Annotated in this window: 25 protein-coding genes and 1 riboswitch; of the genes, 4 read left to right on the forward strand and 21 right to left on the reverse strand. The window is 32.2% G+C overall.

Features of this window, described 5'->3' with window-relative positions; all coding sequences use genetic code 11:
- Nucleotides 1-6: 6 nt before the first annotated feature.
- On the reverse strand, nt 7-1332 hold the full coding sequence (locus ABMY20_RS06535) for a dicarboxylate/amino acid:cation symporter (RefSeq protein WP_047789045.1): 1326 nt from the start codon (nt 1330-1332) through the stop codon (nt 7-9).
- 129 nt (nt 1333-1461) lie between these two features.
- On the opposite strand from ABMY20_RS06535, the gene ABMY20_RS06540 reads away from it, so the two are divergent.
- Both ABMY20_RS06540 and ABMY20_RS06545 read left to right on the forward strand, forming a co-directional pair.
- Nucleotides 1462-2112, forward strand: coding sequence for a DUF937 domain-containing protein (locus ABMY20_RS06540; RefSeq protein ID WP_047789046.1), 651 nt, complete (start codon nt 1462-1464; stop codon nt 2110-2112).
- An 85-nt stretch (nt 2113-2197) separates the two neighbouring features.
- Nucleotides 2198-2503, forward strand: coding sequence for a DUF6787 family protein (locus ABMY20_RS06545; protein WP_073183678.1), 306 nt, complete (start codon nt 2198-2200; stop codon nt 2501-2503).
- Nucleotides 2504-2569: 66 nt separating this feature from the next.
- Here the strand turns inward: ABMY20_RS06545 and ABMY20_RS06550 are convergent, their stop codons facing one another.
- The 17 genes from ABMY20_RS06550 to ABMY20_RS06630 all read right to left on the reverse strand — a co-directional run bounded on the left by ABMY20_RS06550 (nt 2570) and on the right by ABMY20_RS06630 (nt 15395).
- A complete protein-coding gene (locus ABMY20_RS06550; RefSeq protein ID WP_073183681.1) occupies nt 2570-3436 on the reverse strand; it encodes a mechanosensitive ion channel family protein in 867 nt (288 codons plus the stop codon).
- Entirely contained in the window at nt 3436-6150 is a 2715-nt protein-coding gene (locus tag ABMY20_RS06555; protein ID WP_047789049.1) for a DNA gyrase/topoisomerase IV subunit A, read from the reverse strand. The genes ABMY20_RS06550 and ABMY20_RS06555 overlap by 1 nt, the downstream gene beginning before the upstream one ends.
- A gap of 438 nt (nt 6151-6588) precedes the next feature.
- Nucleotides 6589-8445: a DNA topoisomerase IV subunit B gene (locus ABMY20_RS06560; RefSeq protein ID WP_047789051.1), complete on the reverse strand. Its 1857-nt coding sequence runs from the start codon at nt 8443-8445 to the stop codon at nt 6589-6591.
- Nucleotides 8446-8538: 93 nt separating this feature from the next.
- Nucleotides 8539-8775, reverse strand: coding sequence for a hypothetical protein (locus ABMY20_RS06565; RefSeq protein WP_159615764.1), 237 nt, complete (start codon nt 8773-8775; stop codon nt 8539-8541).
- A 7-nt stretch (nt 8776-8782) separates the two neighbouring features.
- A complete protein-coding gene (locus tag ABMY20_RS06570; RefSeq protein WP_159615766.1) occupies nt 8783-9253 on the reverse strand; it encodes a thermonuclease family protein in 471 nt (156 codons plus the stop codon).
- A gap of 3 nt (nt 9254-9256) precedes the next feature.
- Nucleotides 9257-10171: a hypothetical protein gene (locus ABMY20_RS06575; protein WP_349264903.1), complete on the reverse strand. Its 915-nt coding sequence runs from the start codon at nt 10169-10171 to the stop codon at nt 9257-9259.
- A gap of 6 nt (nt 10172-10177) precedes the next feature.
- Nucleotides 10178-11440 carry an ABC transporter permease gene (locus ABMY20_RS06580; RefSeq protein ID WP_239179419.1) on the reverse strand — a complete coding sequence of 421 codons (1263 nt, stop codon included), beginning with the start codon at nt 11438-11440 and terminating at the stop codon, nt 10178-10180.
- Nucleotides 11441-11453: 13 nt separating this feature from the next.
- Entirely contained in the window at nt 11454-11849 is a 396-nt protein-coding gene (locus ABMY20_RS06585; RefSeq protein ID WP_349264904.1) for a hypothetical protein, read from the reverse strand.
- A 180-nt stretch (nt 11850-12029) separates the two neighbouring features.
- Nucleotides 12030-12224, reverse strand: a complete 195-nt coding sequence (locus tag ABMY20_RS06590) for a DUF6804 family protein (RefSeq protein ID WP_349264905.1) — start codon at nt 12222-12224, stop codon at nt 12030-12032.
- 27 nt (nt 12225-12251) lie between these two features.
- Entirely contained in the window at nt 12252-12500 is a 249-nt protein-coding gene (locus ABMY20_RS06595) for a DUF4236 domain-containing protein (RefSeq protein WP_159615776.1), read from the reverse strand.
- Nucleotides 12500-13258 (reverse strand): ion transporter, encoded by a 759-nt coding sequence (locus ABMY20_RS06600; RefSeq protein ID WP_239179412.1) that lies wholly within the window; start codon nt 13256-13258, stop codon nt 12500-12502. Before ABMY20_RS06600 ends, ABMY20_RS06595 begins: the two co-directional genes overlap by 1 nt.
- A 7-nt stretch (nt 13259-13265) precedes the next feature.
- Nucleotides 13266-13487: a hypothetical protein gene (locus ABMY20_RS06605; RefSeq protein ID WP_239179410.1), complete on the reverse strand. Its 222-nt coding sequence runs from the start codon at nt 13485-13487 to the stop codon at nt 13266-13268.
- Between the two features lie 117 nt (nt 13488-13604).
- On the reverse strand, nt 13605-13940 hold the full coding sequence (locus ABMY20_RS06610; protein WP_125067309.1) for a YegP family protein: 336 nt from the start codon (nt 13938-13940) through the stop codon (nt 13605-13607).
- 85 nt (nt 13941-14025) lie between these two features.
- Entirely contained in the window at nt 14026-14583 is a 558-nt protein-coding gene (locus ABMY20_RS06615; protein ID WP_349264906.1) for an SH3 domain-containing protein, read from the reverse strand.
- A gap of 80 nt (nt 14584-14663) precedes the next feature.
- A complete protein-coding gene (yidD, locus tag ABMY20_RS06620) occupies nt 14664-14945 on the reverse strand; it encodes a membrane protein insertion efficiency factor YidD (RefSeq protein WP_349264907.1) in 282 nt (93 codons plus the stop codon).
- Nucleotides 14945-15178, reverse strand: a complete 234-nt coding sequence (locus ABMY20_RS06625) for a hypothetical protein (RefSeq protein ID WP_099216602.1) — start codon at nt 15176-15178, stop codon at nt 14945-14947. Before ABMY20_RS06625 ends, yidD begins: the two co-directional genes overlap by 1 nt.
- Nucleotides 15179-15188: 10 nt before the next feature.
- Nucleotides 15189-15395, reverse strand: coding sequence for a hypothetical protein (locus ABMY20_RS06630; RefSeq protein WP_125067306.1), 207 nt, complete (start codon nt 15393-15395; stop codon nt 15189-15191).
- A gap of 125 nt (nt 15396-15520) precedes the next feature.
- On the opposite strand from ABMY20_RS06630, the gene ABMY20_RS06635 reads away from it, so the two are divergent.
- A complete protein-coding gene (locus ABMY20_RS06635; protein WP_239179400.1) occupies nt 15521-15706 on the forward strand; it encodes a hypothetical protein in 186 nt (61 codons plus the stop codon).
- A gap of 210 nt (nt 15707-15916) precedes the next feature.
- On the opposite strand, the gene metF is transcribed toward ABMY20_RS06635, so the two are convergent.
- The 3 genes from metF to ABMY20_RS06650 all read right to left on the reverse strand — a co-directional run bounded on the left by metF (nt 15917) and on the right by ABMY20_RS06650 (nt 20807).
- On the reverse strand, nt 15917-16873 hold the full coding sequence (gene metF, locus ABMY20_RS06640; protein WP_159615788.1) for a methylenetetrahydrofolate reductase [NAD(P)H]: 957 nt from the start codon (nt 16871-16873) through the stop codon (nt 15917-15919).
- A 238-nt stretch (nt 16874-17111) separates the two neighbouring features.
- A complete protein-coding gene (gene metH / locus ABMY20_RS06645) occupies nt 17112-19787 on the reverse strand; it encodes a methionine synthase (RefSeq protein ID WP_349264908.1) in 2676 nt (891 codons plus the stop codon).
- 3 nt (nt 19788-19790) lie between these two features.
- Nucleotides 19791-20807, reverse strand: coding sequence for a homocysteine S-methyltransferase family protein (locus tag ABMY20_RS06650; protein WP_349264909.1), 1017 nt, complete (start codon nt 20805-20807; stop codon nt 19791-19793).
- 50 nt (nt 20808-20857) lie between these two features.
- A riboswitch (SAM riboswitch) is annotated at nt 20858-20962 on the reverse strand.
- Between the two features lie 250 nt (nt 20963-21212).
- On the opposite strand from ABMY20_RS06650, the gene ABMY20_RS06655 reads away from it, so the two are divergent.
- The gene (locus tag ABMY20_RS06655; RefSeq protein WP_239179392.1) at nt 21213-22058 is read left to right on the forward strand and encodes a hypothetical protein; all 846 of its coding nucleotides are present in this window, start codon (nt 21213-21215) and stop codon (nt 22056-22058) included.
- The last annotated feature ends 326 nt before the right edge of the window (nt 22059-22384 follow it).

A 22384-nucleotide genomic window follows, 5' to 3' on the forward strand; every position in this document is an offset into this window, starting at 1 on the left:
ATTACTTTATTTTACTTCATCATAATGCTCATCCCATTCATGTGGGTGTGGCTTTCCTAACTTCCCTACAGACTTCGCTACTAAAGTTGATACTGTGGCGTCACCCGTTACATTAATAACTGTTCTACACATATCTAAAGGTCTATCAACTGCAAAAATTAATGCCAAACCTATGGCTAATTTATCTGCTGGAAAACCAACTGATTCTAATACGATTACTAACATTACCATTCCTGCTCCTGGCACAGCTGCTGAACCTATTGAGGCTAATAAAGCCGTTAAAATAATTGTGAGTTGATCAACAAATGTTAAATCGAAACCTAAAGCTTGTGATATAAATACTGCTGCTACTGCTTGATATAAACTAGTACCGTCCATATTAATAGTAGCTCCTACTGGCAATACAAAACTTGATACTTCTTTATCTACTCCAATATGTTCTTCTACTCGTTCCATCGTAACTGGTAATGTTGCTGCACTAGAACTTGTTGAAAACGCTAATAATTGTGCTGGGCTTATTTGTTTTAAAAACCATAATGGATTCTTTTTGGTAAATACACTTATTAAAACCATATAAAGTGCTACCATTAATAATAAACCTCCAATAACTGTCGCTCCATATTTTAATAATGCCAACAATAAATCAGGATCATTAGAAGTAACCACAACATTTGCTAATAATGCAAATACCGCAAAAGGTGCTGTTAACATGATTAAATCAACCATTTTTAACACAACTTCATTTAACGAATCAAAAAAGTTTTTTAATGGTGTAGCCTTTTTTTCTCCTATTAATAACATTGATATTCCTAAAATAATAGTAAAGAAAATTACTTGTAACATTGCTTTATTATTACTCATTGCTTGTATAGCATTATCTGGAACCATATCTTCCAAAAACTTAAGTGGACCACTTTCTTTTTGTTTACTCGCTTCTACTATTTTAGCTTGTACCCCTTCACTGTTTGCGTAATCTGCTGTTAATTTAGCTATTGTATCTTCTGAAATTCCTTCTCCAGGCTGTACAACATTTACCAATACTAACCCTACTGTTATTGCTATTACCGTAGTACCTATATAAATTAATATGGTACGTATACCAATGTTTTTAAATTTTGAAATATCTTTTAAATCAGAAATTCCTTTTACTAGAGAAGCAATAATTAACGGTACTGCTATTAGTTTTAATAATTTTACGAAAATTGTTCCAAAAGGCTTTATCCAGTCCGATACAAATGATGCTCCATTGTCTGTAAAGGTCATCACTAACCCAAATAAGACACCTAAAATCATTCCTATTAAAATTTGCCAGTGTAGTGCAAGTCTCTTCATATAATCTATAAATCTATTATTTTTTAACTGGCCGTAAGGTATAAAGAAATATTTAAAAAAAGTGACCTTCAGTTCGTATCTTGTGTCCAATTATTATAAACTGAGTACTAATTTTATTAAAATAACAAAATGACGGGAATTTTAGATTTATTAAATAGCGATATAGGAAAAACAATTATATCTGGTGTTGCCGGATCAACTGGGCAAGACACTAATAAAACTAGTAGTGTACTAACAATGGCATTACCTGTTTTAATGAAAGCAATGCAACGAAATGCTGCCACTCCTCAAGGTGCTGAAAGTTTAAAGAACGCATTAAATAAGCATGATGGTGGAATCTTAGATAATTTAGGTGATTTATTTAATGGTGGTGTAAATTCTGATGTTTTACAAGACGGTGGTAAAATTTTAGGTCATGTTTTAGGAAATAAACAGCAAGGAGTTGAACAAGTTATTGGTCAAAAAGCAGGAATGGATACTGGTGCTGTTGCTGATATTTTGAAAACTGCTGCTCCTATTTTAATGGGGTTACTTGGTAAGCAATCTCGTCAAGAAAATGTAAATAATTCAAGTGATTTAAGTGGACTTCTAGGTGGTTTACTAGGCGGTAACTCTACTCAAAAAGAACAAAGCTTCTTAGAACAGATACTTGATGCTGATGGAGATGGTAGTATTGTTGATGATGTAGCTGGAATGATTTTAGGTAACGCTGGTAATAATCAACAAAAATCAGGAGGACTTTTAGGTGGACTTTTAGGTGGTGTGTTTGGAAAAAAATAATTTTATTTTGCTATAATTTATAATGAACGGGGAAACATTTGTTTCCCCCTTTTCTTTTGGTTATTTTTGCAGCATATTAGTACTTATGGAAAAACTTAAACATCGTTGGGGTATAAAAAGCAATTGGGCTTTAACTGCTATTTTTATAGTTTTTGCTATAAATGGATCATTTGCAGCTTGGGTTGCTAAACCTATTACAAATTTGCTAGGGTTATCTCCTGAAACCTTAAATCCTTGGTTATATTATCCTTTAAGAATTCTACTAGTTTTTCCTATTTACCAAACAACATTACCCTTAATTGGTTGGTTATTTGGACAATTTAAGTTTTTTTGGGAATTTGAAAAGAAGTTTTTAAGTAGGTTAGGACTAGGATTTATTTTTAAGGGGTAAAAATTCTTTTTATACTACCTATAAAAATATACAAACTACTCACCTCCTCCCATAAAGAATATTTTTTTAGTTTACTCTTTTAATTATCTCATTTATATTGATTGGTATTGGTAAATGTACACCTTCTAATAGAAAGCGTTTATGCACAGCTTCTTTTAAAGCACATTTAGTTTTAAATTCTTGAAACGGTTCGTTTAACCATACATAAGCACGCATATGAATATGGTCTGGATATATATCAATAACACGAACATCTACCTGATGCACATCACTAATCACCTGGTCTGGTGTACGATAATCAATAACAGTTGGTAACTTAACAGCTTCTTCTTGTATAATTTTTCTTGCTAAATCAATATCTGCTTTTAATCCTATTTTAAAATTGTTAAAACTTAATACATGAGAGTCTTCTATGGTATGATTTAAAATAGAATCTGTACTAATTACCGAATTGGGTATAATTAACCGCTTATTCTCAAAGTTATTTATTACAGTATGTCTCAACGTTATGTCTTCAACAATACCAACTCTAGTTTCATCCAGTTTAATATAGTCTCCCACTCTAAAGGGGCGGAATATAACTATGAAAGCTCCTGCTATTAAGTTAGATAGTGCTGCTTGTGCAGCAAAACCTATAATAGCGGCTAAAATACCGGCTCCAGAAAAAATTAAAGTCGCTTTACTTCTAAAAGCAGGCACCGCCATAATTACATAAATGACACTTAAAAGTCCAATTACAAACGATACTGAATTACGTAAAAATTGAATACTTGTTCTACCAAAACGATCTTCTTTCTTGCTTTTAATAAGTTGCCAAATAATCGCTCTTACCAACCTAGAAATACCCCAAGACACTAAGAATACGACTATAATATACCCTAATGCTCCAAAAAAGGTATCTAGGTTAAAACGATATGGTAAAAACTTATCCATTAAAATAATGCTGTTTGACTTTCGTCGTCTTTATCTTTTTTCTTCTTTTGAAGTGCTCTTTCTAATGCTTTTTTTGCTTTATCTTCTTTAGACTCTACAAACGTTTTATCTTTAGGCGTAGTATCTTCTACATTCAAAGGTAACGCTTCTTCTTTAATTTCTTCTTCATCAGTTACCTCAATATCCTCTACTTTTTCCCCTTCTGGTTCTTCGTAAGGTAATGACTCTAATAAGTTTACTGTTCTTATTTTATCTGTTGTTAATTGATTTCCTTGAGCTTTAATTCCTTTAATTGCTATAAAGTCTTCAAAGTTCACTTCTATTTTTTCTAGGCTCCTTTTTGAGAAAATTACCTCTGCCATAGGACGATAATCTGTAGCTATGATTTCTAACTTCGATTTTTCATCTTCTGATATAAAAAGTTCTTCTTTATCTGGTGTTTCAACTAAGAATCGTTTTACAAAATAACGTTCTTTAACCCCGTCAAAATAAATTGCTGAAATTGGCTTATTAGGCTTCCATTTTTCTAACACAATCATATCATTTTCAAAATGCATCGCTAAATCTGGTGATACTGCTTTGATTTTTCCTGATTGAGTTGCTATTAATATTTTATCTTCTGCTTTAAACTCACCTAACAACTCTCCTCTCCCATCAACATTTAAACGTTGTACTGTATCGTCAAACCAAATTTTTCTAGGTTTTAACGTTGAAACTCCTGCTTCTTTAAACTCTACTTTTTTAATTGAGTACTTGGTTACTAAGTTTCCTCTAACACTACGTCCTTTTATAGCTAAATCTGCAAAATCAATATCCCATTTTAACTTTTTAACACTTCCTACTGCTCTAAGTAAAATAGTTACTACCTCAGCTTCTCCATTAGAGTTAGCTGTAAAGTATAATACTTTTGATTTTGAATCTCCGTTGGCTAAGTTGTACTCTTTATCACGAGTAACTGATGTAACGTTAAAACGCTTCATATATGAAGGTCCTTTCGCTCCATCACGATATATCATGTTGTAAACTGTACGTTTATCTTTTTTCTTGAATATTGCAACATGAATAATTCCTTTTCCTACAAAGGTTTTAGAATCTACTTTCGTCACTACCATTGAACCATCTTCTCTAAACACTATAACATCATCAATATCCGCACAATCGGTAACGTACTCGTCTTTTCGTAGCGATGTTCCTATAAATCCTTCTTCTCTATTTACATAAAGTTTTGAATTACGCATAACTACTTTGGTAGCTACAATATCATCAAAAATTCGGATTTCTGTTTTACGCTCTTTTCCTTTTCCGTATTTTGCTTTTAACTCTTTAAAGTAGTCTATTGCAAAATCAATTAAATTATCTAAATGATGTTTAACCTCAGCTATTTTCTCTTCTAAACTCTCAATAAATTGTTTTGCTTTGTCAATATCGAATTTAGAGATTTTCTTAATTCTTATTTCTGTTAAACGAACAATATCTTCTTCGGTTACTTCTCTTTTTAAATGCTTAGTATGCGGTTTTAACCCTAGATCAATTGCTTCAATTACTCCTTCCCAAGTTTCTACTTCTTCAATATCACGGTAAATTCTATTCTCAATAAAAATACGTTCTAAAGAAGCAAAATGCCATTGCTCTTCTAATTCATGTAATTGAATTTCTAATTCACGTTTAAGTAACTCTACTGTAAAGTCTGTTGATTTTTTTAGAACTTCTGTTACTCCAATAAACACAGGCTTATTATCCTCAATAATACAACACAGTGGAGAAATTGAATTTTCACAACTGGTAAAAGCGTATAAGGCATCAATTGTTTTATCTGGCGATACATTAGCTGGTAAATGCACTAAAATTTCAACATTAGCCGCGGTATTATCTTCAATACGTTTGATCTTAATTTTACCTTTATCGTTCGCTTTTAAAATGCTATCAATTAATGATGATGTGGTAGTACCAAAAGGCACTTCAGTAATTACCAACGTTTTTTTATCAAGTGCCGATATTTTTGCTCGTACTCTTACTTTTCCTCCTCGTTTACCATCGTTATAATTGGTAACATCTGCTATTCCTCCAGTTAAAAAGTCGGGTACAATCGTAAAACTTCTACCTTTTAAATATTTTACAGAAGCATCTATTAACTCGTTAAAGTTATGCGGTAATATTTTAGTTGATAATCCTACAGCAATACCTTCTGCTCCTTGAGCTAATAGCAAAGGGAACTTTACAGGTAAGTTTACAGGTTCTTTTTTACGTCCGTCATACGAGGCTTGCCATTCGGTAGTTTTGGCATTGAAAACAACATCTAACGCAAATTTAGACAAACGTGCTTCAATATAACGAGAAGCCGCTGCACGGTCTCCTGTTAAAATGTTACCCCAGTTACCTTGCATATCGATTAGCAACTCCTTTTGCCCCATTTGTACCATGGCATCGGCAATTGATGCATCTCCGTGAGGGTGATACTGCATTGTGTGACCTACAATGTTTGCTACTTTATTATAGCGTCCATCATCTAAGTCTTTCATTGAATGCATAATACGACGTTGCACGGGTTTAAACCCATCTTCCATTGATGGCACTGCACGTTCTAAAATTACATATGAAGCATAGTCTAAAAACCATTCTTTGTACATACCTGTTACCTTGGTAATGGTTTCTGTACTTTCAACAGGTTTATTTAGTTCTTCGTCATGTTCGTACTTATTGTTTTCTTCACTCATGTATGAATGTTTAAACGTTTATGTTTAGGGGTAATTTTATCTCTTCTTAATTAGTAAAAAAATAGCGATACAAACTAAGGCTGCTGCTATCATATTAACATAAGACGACTTATTTGCTTCCCAGTTTAAATTGCTAAAGTCAACGTTAAATGTATTGACAACAAAAATTGAAAATGCTATTAATAAATATATTCTAGCTCTTCTATTTCTATCCATTATTTTTCTTGTACTTTAATTACTACAAGCTAATTTATTTATCTGATGTTTTTATTCTTTGTCGTTTTAATAGATAAACCCAATATTAAAGTCATAATTAACATTAATAATGTTTCTATATATGAATTTTGACTTGATGATCTACCAAAATAAATCATTAAAGCACACGCAATAATCATTATCAATGATACTATTATAATTACTTTCTTTAATTCTTCCATATTAATTTTCTTCTACTAAATCTAACTCAACCTTTAAGTTGTTAATAATAAACTTTTGTCTGTCTGGAGTATTTTTACCCATATAGAATTCTAACATTTGTTCTATCGACATTTCTTTGTCTAACATTACTGGGTCTAAACGAATATCATCTCCTATAAAATGGACAAATTCGTTAGGAGAAATCTCCCCTAACCCCTTAAATCGAGTTATTTCTGGTTTTCCTCTTAGTTTGTTTATCGCATCTTGCTTTTCTTCTTCTGAATAACAATAAATGGTTTCTTTTTTGTTTCGTACTCTAAATAACGGTGTTTCTAAAATATACAAATGTCCTTCTTTGATTACTTCTGGAAAGAATTGTAAGAAAAAGGTTATTAATAACAAGCGAATGTGCATACCATCAACATCGGCATCGGTAGCAATTACAATATTGTTATAACGTAAGTCTTCCAGTCCGTCTTCTATATTTAAGGCTGCTTGTAATAGGTTAAATTCCTCATTCTCGTACACTATCTTTTTAGACAATCCATACGAGTTTAGTGGTTTTCCTTTTAAACTGAATACCGCTTGTGTGTTTACATTACGCGATTTGGTAATCGAACCACTTGCCGAATCTCCCTCCGTAATAAACAAGGTAGTATCTAAATATCCATCTTTTTTAGTGTCTCCAAAATGAATACGGCAATCACGTAGTTTCTTGTTGTGTAAACTTGCTTTTTTGGCGCGTTCACGAGCTAATTTTCGTATTCCTGATAGTTCTTTACGTTCTTTTTCTGCCTGTAATATCTTCTTTTGAAGTTTGTCGGCTACTTCCGTATTCTTATGTAAGTAATTATCTAACTGTGTTTTTATAAAATCATTAATATACGTTCTAACGGTTGGCAAGTCTCCTCCCATTTCAGTAGAACCTAATTTTGTTTTTGTTTGACTTTCAAAAACTGGTTCCATTACCTTAATAGAAATAGCACCGATAATTGATTTACGTACATCAGAAGCATCAAAATTCTTTCCAAAAAACTCTCGAACTGTTTTTACTACTGCTTCTCTAAATGCGTTTAAGTGCGTTCCTCCTTGTGTAGTATTTTGTCCGTTTACAAACGAATGGTATTCTTCCGAATATTGTGTTCTACTGTGTGTAATTGCTACTTCAATATCACTGCCTCGTAAATGAATTATAGGATACAACATATCTTCTTTATTGTTGTTGTCTTCCAATAAATCTTTTAACCCGTTTTCTGAATAAAACTTTTCTCCGTTAAAAACAATGGTTAACCCTGGGTTTAGGTACACATAGTTTTTTAATAGTTTAGAAATATATTCAGGACGATACTTGTAATTTTTAAAGATGGTTTCATCAGCTATAAAGGTTACTTTAGTACCTCTACGACGTGATGTTTCATCTAATAATTCTTGATTGGTTAAGTTTCCTTTCTCAAACTCTGCTGAAGCTGATTTTCCGTCACGGTTAGACTCTACCCTAAAATAGGTTGATAACGCATTTACTGCTTTCGTACCAACTCCATTTAATCCAACTGATTTTTTAAAGGCTTTGGAGTCGTACTTTCCTCCTGTGTTCATCTTCGAAACCACGTCCACTACTTTTCCTAGCGGAATACCACGTCCGTAATCTCGCACAATTACTTTATTCCCTTGTACAGAAACTTCTATGGTTTTACCTCCTCCCATGACAAATTCGTCAATAGAGTTATCTAAAACCTCTTTAACCAAAATGTAAATTCCGTCGTCTGGAGATGATCCGTCTCCCAGTTTACCAATATACATCCCTGGTCGCATACGAATATGTTCCTTCCAATCGAGCGAGCGTATATTGTCTTCGGTATATTGTGTTTCTTGCGTCATAAAAAATTGTGTGAATTGAAGTCTGTGCTAAAATAGTATTTCGCCAGAAAAAATAAAAAACTCTGTTAATATAGTTATTAACAGAGTTTGTTTTTATTTCTTTTTTAATGCTTTCTTCTCCCATTTACAGAGCATTCTCCCATATCTCCTCACTTTTTTCTCTGTGCTTTCTTTTATCGTTGTTTTACATTGAGATAATCCTCTACAATTTTTTTTAAAGTGATACTTTGTGCTTGCTACACTACTACAGATATACACTTTTTTGTCTTCTACTTTTTGAAATGCCACTAACACACCTACTGATAGTAGCATTATTATGACTTTTTTCATTTGTTATTTAGTTTGGTTGTTTTCTATATTGCCAAGGTGTAGTTACATTGGGTAATGACCACATACCTATTTTAAGTTGTTTTGCTTTGTTTTCTAACAGGTCATATTCTTTACTTTTTGAATATTTTTTAAAGTGCATTGCCAACCCTTTTTTAACTAGGCTCTTATTAATGTTTTGATGGTTGTCAAAATATATTTCGGCGATTAAACGATTCCAATGCCACTTCCCTTTGTTCACTACTTTAACTGTTTTTCCAAATATTTTGTTGGACACGAATTGTTTTGCTTTGGTACTGTATGGCTGCCCTTTTTCTGGACAATCAATATGTTCTAGCCTTATATGTATTGGTTTGTTTTGATATAACACCTTTACGGTATCTCCGTCTACTACCCCAATTACTCTTGCACTAAATTCTTTCGGTACTTTTGCTCCTATTAATGTTATTAATAAAAATAATAGTATTGTTTTTAGGTACATAGTTTACTTGGTAAGAATAAAATCACTAACAACATCATTTATATGGATGGGTAAATCTGCTCTTTTTATTTGAAACTTCTTTACTTTCATTTCTGTTAACCATTTTTTCCAATACTCTTTTATTACATCTTCTTCGTAAGGGTTCTTTTTATCTGGGTTTACTCCCAAAACTAATACTTCTACATTTTGTAAATTTTTATGTAAAGGTAAAAAACCATAATCTTTTGATTGAAACTTCTCTTTCCAATTACCTTTATTTAGTTTAAAACTTCTTATTGTTTTTGGTACTAAGTACGATGTTCTGTTTTGTTCTCTTGTAAGGTTATCTTTATGGTACACATACCCATCTGTTAAAACCACTACCACATTCTTATATCCTTCTTCCACACAATAATCTTGGATCTTATTTTTAAAGAAACCTCTTATGTCTGACCCAACATATTTATCATCTGTAATAGCCGTTTCATAAATATTATTACATATCTCTGTATACTTCTTTGCGGTTTTTAGAATTTCTTCTTTGGTTGCATTGGTTTTATCAAACTCTGTTTTGAGTGTAGCTATTTTCTGATTTAATTCACTATCTGATGGTGCTGGTTCAACAAACAGTTGTATTTTATCATTAATTTTATTTGTTCTCTTCCCTCTAATATGATTTTCAAAAGTCTTTGCTACGGATTCAATATAACCTAAATCTCTTTGATAAAACTCCATTGAAGGTTCTGGATACTTCTTTGGATTTATTCTATCTGATAAATCTAATACGATACTAATATTTAAATTTTCTTTGCTCTTTTTTTTACTTGTACTACTTATTTCTTTTGATACTTCTGCTACTGGGTCTTTTTCTTTTTTATTTGAACAAGAGTATGTAAGTATAATACATAGAATTACTATTATAAGTTTATATGCTTTCATTTTTCGTTATTTTAGTTGAGATTTATAAATTATTCCTTCCGTGTTTTCATCTGTTAAATCATATTTCGTTAGATGTTCTTTTTCTACTTCATCACATTTAGAAAGCAATTCATCTCTTCGTTTTAAATCTAAAAAATTGTCTGTAATTGCTAAATACCATCCTTTTACATATTCTGCGTGGTAGGTTAAGTAACGTTTATTAGGGAATACAAAGCCATCAATTGTTCTCTGTAAATTGGCTATTCTTGCTTCTATTCCTGATATTTCTTCTTTTACACCGTTTAATTTTTCTATGGCTTCAGCTATTGATTTTTGTAGGTTAACAATCGTTTCTCTTTTACTTCTTATAAAGGCTTTGATTTTATCAATGTTTTCATATTCTTTCATAATAAAATCAAACACCAACCCCCAAATTATATATACTACAAAGCCTGCAAAGATGATTCCCCAAAACTCTACTTTACTAAAGGCTATTGACAAATCGAACTCTGGTGAATCTGGTGTTTTATTATAATCATAAATCTTCATTTCTATCTGATACGCTAGTATAGCATCGAAGATAAAAGTGATGATAAATAGTGCTCCTATTTTTACATAAGATAGCCAGTTTTTATGTTTTTGAAACATATGTATTAAATACCCTAAACCCATAAAAGCAAATGGTATGGTAGCTACAAAAACCGCTTCTAAAACTCCATGTTCTAAGGCTTTAGAAAATGATTTCCCGTCAAAAATAGCTGCTGATAACTCGCTATTTTCAAAGTTTTTAAAAAAAGCTGAATATGAGGCTGATATGTAAAAAACTAATAGGTAGAATGTTATTGGAATAAGCACTATTAGCCCCAAATAAAATTGGGCTTTTGGTTTTTTATCTACTTCTTCTACATACTTCTCTGGATTCTCTCTAACTTCAACTATTTGATGTTTGCATTCTTCTATTTTTTCTTCATCAGTTTTTATACTTTCTTCTAAGATTGCTTTGGCTGTTTGCCTTTTTTTAAGTTCTATACCTTCTCTTCCTTTTTCTTGCGTATGAGGCTCTTTTAATTTTTCTTGTAACTCTCTATCTTCTGCACATTTTCTTTTATAGTCCATGTACACATTATTCAGACAAGCTCTGAACACTTTGTGATTTCCTGAGGCTTGTTTAGATGATCCGTAACCACTTTCGAAAAAAGTTAGTTTTATCTCTTTTGTTTCTTCCTTTACTACTATTTCTTCTACAGGGTCTTTCTCCCTAATAGTAAATATTGTTTTTAAAGCTTCCATATGTGTTAGTTGATTAGGTTAATTGTTTTAACAATGTTGTTTTAGGTATATGCTTTTTTGCATTTTCTATCAAAAAACTAGTCAATTCTTCTAGGTTTTCTTCTAAAAACCCGAACTTTAAACAATACTTTTTTAGAGTTATCATTTCATCTTCTGTCACTTTTCCATCTGCCCAAATCATTACTGCTAAATCATATAAGTATTCAACTTTAAGCTCCAAGCTTTCGGGTACTAAGCTTTCTTGTTGGCTTGATAGTAAAATATTATCTAACTCTTGTTTAGATATATTTCTCTCTTCTGCAAATTTGTATAGCATTTGTGTTTCTAACACATCAAAATCATTGTCAGCAAAAGCCATTTCATATAGTCTTAAAAAGTGACTTTTAAGTTCGGTAGTTATTTCATTCATTTTTTTTAATATTTAAACATTATGCATGTCTTTATTTTTAGACACTTGTTTTTTATTGTTCGTTGTTTTTTTATGCCTGAGCTATACCCATAAAATACGAGCAGTAGAAATAAGATTCCGTAGAGAACATCTAAAAGAACCCAATATGATTTTACATATAAATAGATGGAAAATATGAAGTTAAATAATAATGCTATTGGTATAAATAATAACCTCCAATACTTCTTTTATTTCCTGATTAAAAACTATCAATAAGCACCCTGCAAAAACCACTATTCTTAAAACATTGTAATATTCTATTGGTAGAGCTGTTACTGCTAAAAACAATGCAATGACACAAATAATATTTACTGTTTTTTGTATTCTTACTTTCATTTGATCATAGTTTAACTACGAGTATATTTACTTTCTTTTTATTAACAGTGCTACAAAAACACTAACTATAGCAAAGACAATTCCTAGGCAGCCTATTCCTTCTTTTTTAGAGTGTCTTTTTCTATACTGCAACCCTTTTATACCCGTTCTTATAGAATATCCTTTGGAACTTACTGCTCCTATTTTAGTTCGTAAGCTTGGAGAAATGCCCGATTTACTAATATTCAGTCCAAAACCTTTTCCTAATTTTATTCGTCTGTAAAATTGAAATCCCATTAGTTCTTATCTATTCTTACCCCACAATTAGGGCAGTTACTACAATTACTCTTTTCTTCTTTTACTTTATCTATTAAAGCTGAACTTATAATTCCTGTAGGCAATGCCACAAAGCCAATTCCTATAACTCCTATTAAAGCGCTAAAGAATTTTCCTAAGGGAGTTACAGGATACATATCTGCTACTCCTACAGTGGTAAGCGTTCCTAACGACCACCAAAAGGCTTCTATAATACTTGAAAACTTATCGGGCTGTGCTTCGTTTTCTGCGTAAAAGATTAAAGTAGATGAGAGCATTACTAATATTAATGCTATAAAGGCTGTTATTAAGAGTTCTGGCTTGGTTTCTTTTAGTATTAAATTAATCGTTTTAAAGGATTTTGAATACCTACCTAGTTTAAATATTCGCACTAACCTTAACAGCCTCAATACTCTTAATACTCGTAAATCAAACGGAAAAATTAGTGGTAAGTAAAAGGGTAATATTGACAGTAAGTCTAAAACTCCATAACCAGAAAACACGTAAGAACTCCACCCTTTATTATCTTGCTTTTCTGCAATTACAATTCTTGTTATAAATTCTATTGAAAAAACCAGAATAGAGAATCCTTCTATAAACTGAAAAAACTGTGTATAGTTAACTCTTAAAGTTTTAAAAGACTCTAGTACTAAACAGATTATATTTATAATGATTAAGCCATAAATAAACCTTGATAAAAACAGGTTGTAATTGAATACTTTTAATGCTCTCGTACTCATAGCTCATTTAACAATTACATTCTGATCTGTCTACATATGTTTTATTTCCATTACTATTCTTATAATAGCATCCTCCTTTGGGTCCTGTCCATAATTGCTTTCCATTATGAACCCCACACTTCCATTCTGTTTTTGTTTCTTGCTCTTCTATTCCATCCGCATCAGTAGAACATTCTGTTAATAGTACTGAAATAAAAAAGAGACCTACAATTTGTAATCTTTTTATCATTATGTTTTAGTTTAGTTATACCCCAAAGCTAAACCTACTCAAAAACAAAACCTTACGGATTTCCGTAAGGCTTCTAAATACTACAATATAGAATTTTAATCTCCTATAAATAATTTTTTATGTTAAATCAACTGTGTCTGCAGATGGAGCATTATTTTGTACCGATTTAATACCTTTATCTCTTGCTGAAGCTGTGGTATACATTTCGCTTTTACCTATAACTTCTCCATTTTGCGCTTTTAGTGTAAAGTAGTATTGCTCATTTGAAGCTACTTTTCTTTCATAGTTATCATCATCAGGTGCATTCGTTTTTACAGAACTTATACCGCTTTTACATCCTTGTTTACTAGCGTAGCCTTCACTGGTTAAAATAATTTCTCCATTTCCTGCTTTCAGGTTAAACATGAATTCATTATCCTTTCTCTTTTTGATTTCAAATTTTGGTTTTCCCATTTTATATGTTTTTTAATTAGTATTACATCAAAACTATACTTTCTAATACAGAAAACTCTACGGAAACCCACATCTAAGCTTTCTTTTATTCCACCAATAGTACACCACTCACATGAACAAACCCTATTACTTTTGTTCGCTTTACCTTCACTTTAATCCATTTTGCTTGAGTGGCTAATATGGTTAGTTTTTCTCCAAAGTCTAATTGTTGAATTACATAATAAGAAGTACTTGGGCCACTTCTTAAATTTAAAAGGTTTTTGTTTACCAATAATGTTTTTAGATAATATGGCTCTTCTTTTAACAATGTATTATTGGTCTTACGTCCGTCAAAAATAGTTTGCTTAGTTTTTGGTTTACTTGAATAGCCTTTATAAGGGTTCGTATAACTTTTTGTACTATTTCTCTTTCCGCAAACACCGCAAGAGCCTCCGCTGTTACAGTATTTGCAATACTTACAGTTTTTACATGCTCTACAGTTTACAGAGCCAGTACACCTAGCTTTAGGTGGAACATAACAGCCTACTAAAGCTTTGTTATATAAATTTTCTTTAGAATTGTTTTTCTTTGTTACAACTACCGTAGCAACTATTACTATTAATAATGATGTAATTAGTAATACTTTTTCATATTTCTGATTCATAATATTGAAGGGATTAAGTTTATTATATCAAATCTAATTTCTATAAAACAGAAAACCCTACGGAAATCCGTAGGGTTTAATCAATATAATAATCGTTTTGCTATTTCCTCTTCTTCTAGCACTTCTCCATTCTTTAACAACATCTGTTTTTTTTCACTAATCGGATTTAAATACAGTTCATAACCATAAGTACAATTGTTAAACCGATATTTTAATGCTTTTACTCCTGCTAACAATCCTTTTCTTTTTGTTTCTTCATATACGTAATGTGAACAGGATTTTCTAAATATACAGCGTGCTGGCTTATCCTTTGGTTTAAACTTCCAATATGCCTTTACAGAAAGAAGTAACAAATGTTTCATTATTCTTTACTAAAAACAATCATTTGTCTGTATGCTGTATATCCTGGTTGAGAACCTATTCCAAAACAACCTGAATCAGGGAGAACATGAGTTTCTACACTTTCTAATCGAACATATCGCCAACCTTGATCGTTGTAATTACTAATAATAGCTTCTAATTGTTGTGCTACTTTTGCTGAGTTTCCTTTATTTCTATCAATAGACGGTGTAAAGGGTATTACTTTATATTCCATAATTTATAAATTAGCTTTTGTGACACTCTTCACTACAATGTTTACAGCCATCAGCTTTTGCATAATATTCTTTTGCTTTTAAAACTGCTGAATGGCAAGAAGAATGATAGCCTAAGTCTTTTTTGGAAAGAACAAAAGGCAACCAATTACATCCTTCTTTATGTACTTCATGATCTCCATTTGGTTGTGCTGTATTATTTACATAATATTTTGGCATTTTCTATATTTTTTTGGTTAATATCATTACAAACCTACCTTGATAAAAACACAAAACCCTACGGAAATCCGTAGGGTTTACTATTATGTTAGAGCTATATAAAAATAGCTTCCATAATTAGAACTTTGTTAGAGGTTATATTGATTTTCTTAAATTTTAAAAAGGGTAATAAGAAGATTATTGGTCAAGCTCCTACCCTTGCTACTGGTAATTATCGTGTTAGGGTTAAAACGCAGGTTACAGAAAACTCTAAACACTTTTTAAAGGATATTATGGTAGGTGATTCTACATTTAGTCTTGCTGTTGCTTAAGTAAAAACAGTACTGTTGTTTAACACCAAACACTACTGTTATGTAACAGGCAACAGTAGTGTTTGATGTTTCAAACAAAATTTTATAACATAAAAAGTACGAGCATATAGCTCGTACTTTTTATGTTATATACTCTTTTTATTATGGTTTTTAATGGGTATAGGATGTTCAATGATATGACTAACATTTTTTTATTGATTATTTTCTGTTTTAAAAAACAGCTTTTGCTATTTCTTGAATGTTGGTTGATTTTCCCATTGAATAATAATGTAAAATAGGCACTCCTTTTTGTTGTAATTCCTTACTTTGAGCAATGCACCACTCTACTCCTACTTGTCGTACTTCTGCATTACTCTTACAATTCACAACCTCTTTTACCAAAGCATCTGGTAAATCAACTTTAAAACGGTGCGGAATTAAATTCAATTGCTTTTTGGTTGAGATTGGTTTTAATCCCGGAATAATAGGAACCATAATTCCCTCTTCTCTACATTTTTTTACAAACTCAAAATACTTTTGATTATCAAAAAACATTTGTGTTATCACATAATTTGCTCCGTTTTTAATTTTCTTCTTTAAAAAGTGAATATCAGAATCTAAACTTGGTGCTTCCATATGTTTTTCAGGATATCCAGCTACTCCAATACAGAAATCGGTTTTTGATGAGTTTTGCAAATCATCATCCAAGTATCTTCCTTTATTTAAGTTCTCTATTTGTGTAACTAACTCACTTGCGTATGCATGTCCGTCTTTTTCAGGTTTAAAATAAGTTTCGCTTTTTACTGCATCACCACGTAATGCAACTACGTTATCAATTCCTAAAAAATCGAGATCAATTAAGAAGTTTTCAGTGTCTTCTTTGGTAAATCCTCCACATAAAATATGCGGAATAGCATCTACTTGATATTTATTTTGAATAGCCGCACAAATACCTACTGTACCTGGACGTTTTTTTACTACTTGCTTTTTTAATAGTCCATCTCCTAACTCTTTATACACGTATTCTTCTCGATGGTAAGTTACGTCTATAAACGGCGGATTGAACTCCATTAACGGATTAATATTTTTGAATATTGATTCTATTGTATCTCCCTTTAACGGCGGAAGTATTTCAAACGAAAACAACGATGTTCCGTTAGCTTTTTCTAAATGTTCTATTACCTTCATAAGTCTATCTTATAAAGGCGTATTTAACTATACCAATGAAGCTGCAATTAACGATATTGCTGCCATTACCAGTAGCTGTATTGCAAACCGAATCTCTAAATTATACTTTTTCATTTGTCTAATTTTATTGATTTTTTATATGGCAATATTACTACTGTTTTGTAGTTTTTAGTTTACCTAACTTAAAACTTATTGTTAATTAAATACGCTCTTTTGTTTGTTTATTTTAAAGTTATTATTAATTGTCTGATATGTTTGGGTGTAACCATTTTCTGGCTTTTTCTAAGGGTATACTTTTTCGCTCTGCAAAATCTCTTACTTGATCGTCTGTTATTTTACCTAAACCGAAATACTTAGCTTCACTATTGGCAAAATAATAGCCTGAAACTGCAGCTGCAGGCCACATAGCTAGGCTTTCTGTTAAACTTACTCCTATGTTCTCTTCTACCTGTAAAAGCTCCCAAATTGTCTCTTTTTCTAGATGATCAGGACATGCAGGATACCCAGGTGCTGGACGAATACCTTTGTATGCTTCCTTTATCAACTCATCATTCGTTAAGTTTTCTTCAGAAGCATAACCCCAATGTTTCGTTCTTACTCTGTGGTGTAAGTATTCAGTAAAAGCTTCAGCAAAACGATCGGCAATGGCTTGTGCCATAATTGCATTGTAATCGTCGTGATTTTCTTTGTATTGTAATGCCAATTCATCAGCGCCAAAAATGGCGGTACAGAAAGCTCCTATATAATCCGTTTTATCTGTTTCTTTGGGCGCAATAAAATCTGCTAAAGCAAAACTTGGTTTTCCTTCACGTTTTTTTAATTGCTGACGTAAGGTTCTAAATACTGCGACTTCCTTTCCTTTCTTTTGAACTGAAATATCGTCGTCGTTAATAGAGTTTGCCTCAAACAAACCAAAAATAGCTTTGGGCTTTAATGCTTGTTTTTCTATGATTTGTTGCAACATCTTTTGAGCATCTGCAAACAAATTGGTTGCCTCTACTCCTACTACTTCATCTTCTAAAATATCAGGAAACTTTCCATGTAAATCCCATGAGCGGAAAAACGGACTCCAATCAAAATATGGTACCAAATCTTTTAAACTTACTTGCTCTAGCTTTTGTACTCCTAATTCTTTTGGTTTAGTAATGTTAGTAGTCTCCCAATCTATTCTGAATTTTCGCTCTCTAGCTTCTTCAATTGGTATGTAGTGCTTCTGTTTTCCTCGTTTTAAGAATTTATCTCGAAACTCTTCGTAATCTTTCTTCAACTTGGCAACATACTCGTTTGAGGTTTCTTTATTCAATAAATCTCCTACTACGGTTACTGCTCTTGATGCATCGTTTACATGCACCACTGCATTTTTATACTGCGTATCAATTTTTACAGCGGTATGTGCTTTCGAGGTTGTTGCTCCACCAATCAATAAAGGAATCTCCAAGTTTTGGCGTTCCATTTCTTTGGCTAAATACACCATTTCATCCAACGAAGGCGTTATCAATCCGCTTAAACCAATCGCATCTACGTTCTCCTTTTTAGCAGTTTCAATAATCTTCTCTGGCGGAACCATGACTCCCAAATCGACAATTTCATAATTGTTACAACCTAACACTACCGATACGATGTTTTTACCGATATCATGCACATCTCCTTTTACCGTTGCCATCAATATCTTTCCGATAGCTTGTTGTTCCTCGCTTTTCTCTGCTTCAATAAAAGGATTCAAATAGGCTACCGCTTTCTTCATTACTCGGGCAGATTTTACTACTTGCGGTAAAAACATTTTTCCTGCACCAAATAAATCTCCAACTACATTCATCCCTGTCATTAAATGTCCTTCAATTACATGTAGTGGTTTTGCGACACTCAAACGAGCTTCTTCAGCATCTTCTTCTATAAAAGCATCTATTCCTTTTACTAAAGAATGTGTAATACGGTCTTGTAGTGGTAAACTTCTCCATTCTAAAACTTGCTCACTGCTTTCTTTTTTAGTTCCTTTTACCGTTTCAGCAAATTCTAATAAACGTTCTGTAGCATCGTCTCTTCTATCTAAAACAACATCTTCAATATGTTCTAATAAATCCTTCGGAATATCATCGTAGACTTCTAACATGGTCGGATTCACAATTCCCATATTCATCCCTGCTTTGATAGCATAGTATAAGAATACCGAATGCATAGCTTCACGTACCACATTGTTTCCTCTGAAAGAAAATGATACGTTACTTACTCCACCACTCACACTTACATGCGGTAAATTTTCACGTACCCATCGGGTAGCTTCAATAAAATCCAACGCATTTTTTCGATGTTCTTCCATTCCAGTTGCCACTGGAAAAATATTTAAATCGAAAATGATATCTTCTGGCGGAAAACCGACAATCTCGGTTAATATATTATACGAACGTTCCGCGATTTCAATTCTTCGTTCGTAGGTGTCTGCTTGTCCTACTTCATCAAAAGCCATGATAATTACAGCAGCTCCGTATCGTTTTATCTGAGTTGCTTCCCAAATAAACTTTTCTTCACCTTCTTTTAAAGAAATAGAGTTTACAACCGATTTACCTTGTACTACCTGTAATCCAGCTTCGATGATTTCCCATTTAGAACTATCAATCATAATAGGAACTCTGGCAATATCAGGTTCAGAAGCTATTAAGTTTAAAAAGCGTACCATTGCTTCTTTTCCTTCTATCAAACCATCATCCATATTAATGTCGATGATTTGTGCTCCTCCATCTACCTGATGACGAGCAATTGCCAACGCTTCATCAAACTTTTCTTCTTTTATCAATCGAAGAAATTTACGCGACCCTGCTACATTTGTACGTTCACCTACATTGATAAAATTACTTTCGGGTGTTATAATTAACGGTTCTAACCCCGATAATTTCATGTATCGTCTTTCCTCACTCATCTACTAACTATTTTGTCCTGCTGCAACAAATTCAGCTTTTCGTGGTTTGTATTTCGCTGCTATTGCTGCGATAGCTGAAATATGTTTTGGCGTGGTACCACAGCACCCTCCTATAATGTTGATTAAGTTTTTCTTTAAATATTCTTCTATTTGCTCCGCTGTTTCTTCTGGAGTTTCGTCATACTCTCCAAAAGCATTCGGTAATCCGGCATTTGGATGTGCAGAAATGGCAAACTCTGTTTTAGAAGCAATCGCTTCTAAGTGTGGTTGTAATAAATTAGCCCCTAAAGCACAGTTGAATCCTATAGATAGCAACGGAATATGAGAGATAGAAATCAGAAAAGCTTCGGCTGTTTGTCCCGATAATGTTCTACCTGAAGCATCGGTAATGGTTCCAGAAACCATGATAGGAATTTCTATATTTCGTTCCGCTTTTACCTCTTCAATAGCAAATAAAGCGGCTTTAGCATTTAAGGTATCAAACACAGTTTCTACTAACAAAATATCTGATCCTCCATCAATTAAAGCTTCTACTTGTTGTTTATACGCAATGCGTAACTCGTCGAAAGTTACGGCTCTGTATCCCGGATCGTTTACATCAGGTGACATGCTTGCGGTACGGTTGGTAGGCCCGATAGAACCTGCTACAAAACGAGGTTTGTGTGGTTCTTTCTCTGTGAATTCATCGGCCATCTCTTTAGCTATTCTAGCAGACTCGTAATTTAACTCGTACACCAACTCTTCCATTTGGTAATCTGCCATGGCAATGGTAGTTCCTGAAAAGGTGTTGGTTTCTACAATGTCTGCTCCTGCCGCAAAGTATTTTCTATGTACTTCTTTTACAGCTTCGGGTTGCGTAATGGACAACAAATCATTGTTTCCTTGCAACGGTGTTGGGTAGTCTTTAAAACGTTCTCCACGAAAATCTTCTTCAGTAAACTTATATTCCTGAAGCATGGTTCCCATAGCACCATCGAGCACAAGGATTCGTTTTTGTATTTCTTGATAAATGTTTGACATTCCTGATATTTAGTGTAATGTTATCAGGAAAAGAGGAAGTAAAATTCTTTTCGTTATCTCTCTGCCGAAGCAGTAGAATGTAGCACCTTCTTTGTTTGCACAAAGGGTTGCTAAGGTTTCAAAGGGTCTATTCCCTCCACCTTTCTTGATAACATCAATACGTTAATGAACGGGGCAAAGTTATAGTATTATTTTTTATTTACCCAATTTTTATTTTCATAATTAAATAACTAAATGAAAAAGACTGCTTTCACTACTAGGGTGCAACATAATTTTGTTTTATCTTGGATACTTGAAACAAGAAGAATAAAATTGCTGAAACTTCCGTTTATCACCTTCAATACTCCTGATAAAAGTAGTTTTTGTTCTCTTAACAAGTTGTGTGTAAAATTATAAATCAACTCTATGAAAATTGAAAAAATAAAGAATTATAATCAAAAGTTACTAGCCATTTTAGGAACAATTGCGGGAATATTTTTAATTATTGCATTAGTTTCATTTATATCTATAGTCATTCAGGAACATAGGAGATATAATTATGAAGAACCTGAAACTGGAGTTTTATCAAAGGAAAAAATTGAAAAACTTCAAAAAGAAAATAAAAGAGAACAAGTTATCTCATACGAAACTCCAATTTTAATTGACACTTTAAATTCACAATATATAATTCCAGTTTCTCACAAAACTTTAAACGAAAAAGAAGATATTGGATTAAATGGACTTTTAAATGCTTATTCAGATTCAGGTTCCGATTTTAGTGTAAAAGAAAAGAGAGATGAAAGATATTCTAGAGAATATTATGGAGAATACAATAACATAATCGTTTTTGACGAGCCTAATTCAATAAATAAGAAATTATTTAAAAAACGAATTAATTTTAACGAGATCAAATCTGAATATTTTAACAAAGAAATACTTATTCTACTTAAAGCTTCTGATAAGGACACTTTCAAAGATGGTGTGATAAATTTGAGAGACTTAACCTCTCTTTATATTTATTCAATTAAAGAAAATAAGATTCGAAAAATTGGAATTGAAGGAATGGATGTTTATAACTATAAATTCATAAATAAGAGTAAAAACTTAATTATTGAATTTGGAATAGATAAAAACAAAAATGGAGCTTTTGAAAGCTACAATGAACCAATAATTCTGAAAAAGTACAATTTTGAGAAAGAAAAACTTGTAGCAATAGTTGACGAGAAAATAAATTCTGAATTACAAAAGAAATTAGAAGGAACTGAAAAATAACTATACACAACAAAACCTAATTTGCCCTGAAATTGTTCTCTTAATAAAATAATTTTCTTAGAGTTTTTCAATATGTATGCCAAAGATTCATCTAACTAAGACTTTTGTATTCATTGTTAAATCATTTACCATTCTTTTAACAACTATGAAAAGTGATGTTAGAATACAAACACATTCTCTGCTCGTTTAAAACCTTATGCTAAATACTTAAATAATAGCTCTTTTGTCTTATTTGTTGCTATGGTTACCCTTTTAATGTAATTCCTATCAAAGAAAAAACACTTGTAATAACATATTATTTTTATTTCTCACTTTTTTACATGCCT

This window comes from Tenacibaculum sp. SSH1-16 (assembly GCF_040104435.1).
GTDB classification, from domain to species: Bacteria; Bacteroidota; Bacteroidia; order Flavobacteriales; family Flavobacteriaceae; genus Polaribacter; species Polaribacter mesophilus.

Bases quoted from the DNA above. Each gene is read 5' to 3' on its own strand.
- ABMY20_RS06540 (WP_047789046.1), top strand. From the start codon at position 1,462: ATGACGGGAATTTTAGATTTATTAAATAGCGATATAGGAAAAACAATT.
- ABMY20_RS06615 (WP_349264906.1), bottom strand. From the start codon at position 14,583: ATGAATCAGAAATATGAAAAAGTATTACTAATTACATCATTATTAATA.
- ABMY20_RS06630 (WP_125067306.1), bottom strand. From the start codon at position 15,395: ATGCCAAAATATTATGTAAATAATACAGCACAACCAAATGGAGATCAT.
- ABMY20_RS06650 (WP_349264909.1), bottom strand. From the start codon at position 20,807: ATGTCAAACATTTATCAAGAAATACAAAAACGAATCCTTGTGCTCGAT.
- ABMY20_RS06595 (WP_159615776.1), bottom strand. From the start codon at position 12,500: ATGGGATTTCAATTTTACAGACGAATAAAATTAGGAAAAGGTTTTGGA.
- ABMY20_RS06655 (WP_239179392.1), top strand. From the start codon at position 21,213: ATGAAAATTGAAAAAATAAAGAATTATAATCAAAAGTTACTAGCCATT.
- ABMY20_RS06610 (WP_125067309.1), bottom strand. From the start codon at position 13,940: ATGGGAAAACCAAAATTTGAAATCAAAAAGAGAAAGGATAATGAATTC.
- ABMY20_RS06565 (WP_159615764.1), bottom strand. From the start codon at position 8,775: ATGAAAAAAGTCATAATAATGCTACTATCAGTAGGTGTGTTAGTGGCA.
- ABMY20_RS06545 (WP_073183678.1), top strand. From the start codon at position 2,198: ATGGAAAAACTTAAACATCGTTGGGGTATAAAAAGCAATTGGGCTTTA.
- ABMY20_RS06570 (WP_159615766.1), bottom strand. From the start codon at position 9,253: ATGTACCTAAAAACAATACTATTATTTTTATTAATAACATTAATAGGA.
- ABMY20_RS06575 (WP_349264903.1), bottom strand. From the start codon at position 10,171: ATGAAAGCATATAAACTTATAATAGTAATTCTATGTATTATACTTACA.
- metH (WP_349264908.1), bottom strand. From the start codon at position 19,787: ATGAGTGAGGAAAGACGATACATGAAATTATCGGGGTTAGAACCGTTA.
- ABMY20_RS06555 (WP_047789049.1), bottom strand. From the start codon at position 6,150: ATGAGTGAAGAAAACAATAAGTACGAACATGACGAAGAACTAAATAAA.
- ABMY20_RS06550 (WP_073183681.1), bottom strand. From the start codon at position 3,436: ATGGATAAGTTTTTACCATATCGTTTTAACCTAGATACCTTTTTTGGA.
- ABMY20_RS06605 (WP_239179410.1), bottom strand. From the start codon at position 13,487: ATGATAAAAAGATTACAAATTGTAGGTCTCTTTTTTATTTCAGTACTA.
- yidD (WP_349264907.1), bottom strand. From the start codon at position 14,945: ATGAAACATTTGTTACTTCTTTCTGTAAAGGCATATTGGAAGTTTAAA.
- ABMY20_RS06625 (WP_099216602.1), bottom strand. From the start codon at position 15,178: ATGGAATATAAAGTAATACCCTTTACACCGTCTATTGATAGAAATAAA.
- ABMY20_RS06560 (WP_047789051.1), bottom strand. From the start codon at position 8,445: ATGACGCAAGAAACACAATATACCGAAGACAATATACGCTCGCTCGAT.
- ABMY20_RS06535 (WP_047789045.1), bottom strand. From the start codon at position 1,332: ATGAAGAGACTTGCACTACACTGGCAAATTTTAATAGGAATGATTTTA.
- ABMY20_RS06580 (WP_239179419.1), bottom strand. From the start codon at position 11,440: ATGGAAGCTTTAAAAACAATATTTACTATTAGGGAGAAAGACCCTGTA.
- ABMY20_RS06590 (WP_349264905.1), bottom strand. From the start codon at position 12,224: ATGAAAGTAAGAATACAAAAAACAGTAAATATTATTTGTGTCATTGCA.
- ABMY20_RS06600 (WP_239179412.1), bottom strand. From the start codon at position 13,258: ATGAGTACGAGAGCATTAAAAGTATTCAATTACAACCTGTTTTTATCA.
- metF (WP_159615788.1), bottom strand. From the start codon at position 16,873: ATGAAGGTAATAGAACATTTAGAAAAAGCTAACGGAACATCGTTGTTT.
- ABMY20_RS06585 (WP_349264904.1), bottom strand. From the start codon at position 11,849: ATGAATGAAATAACTACCGAACTTAAAAGTCACTTTTTAAGACTATAT.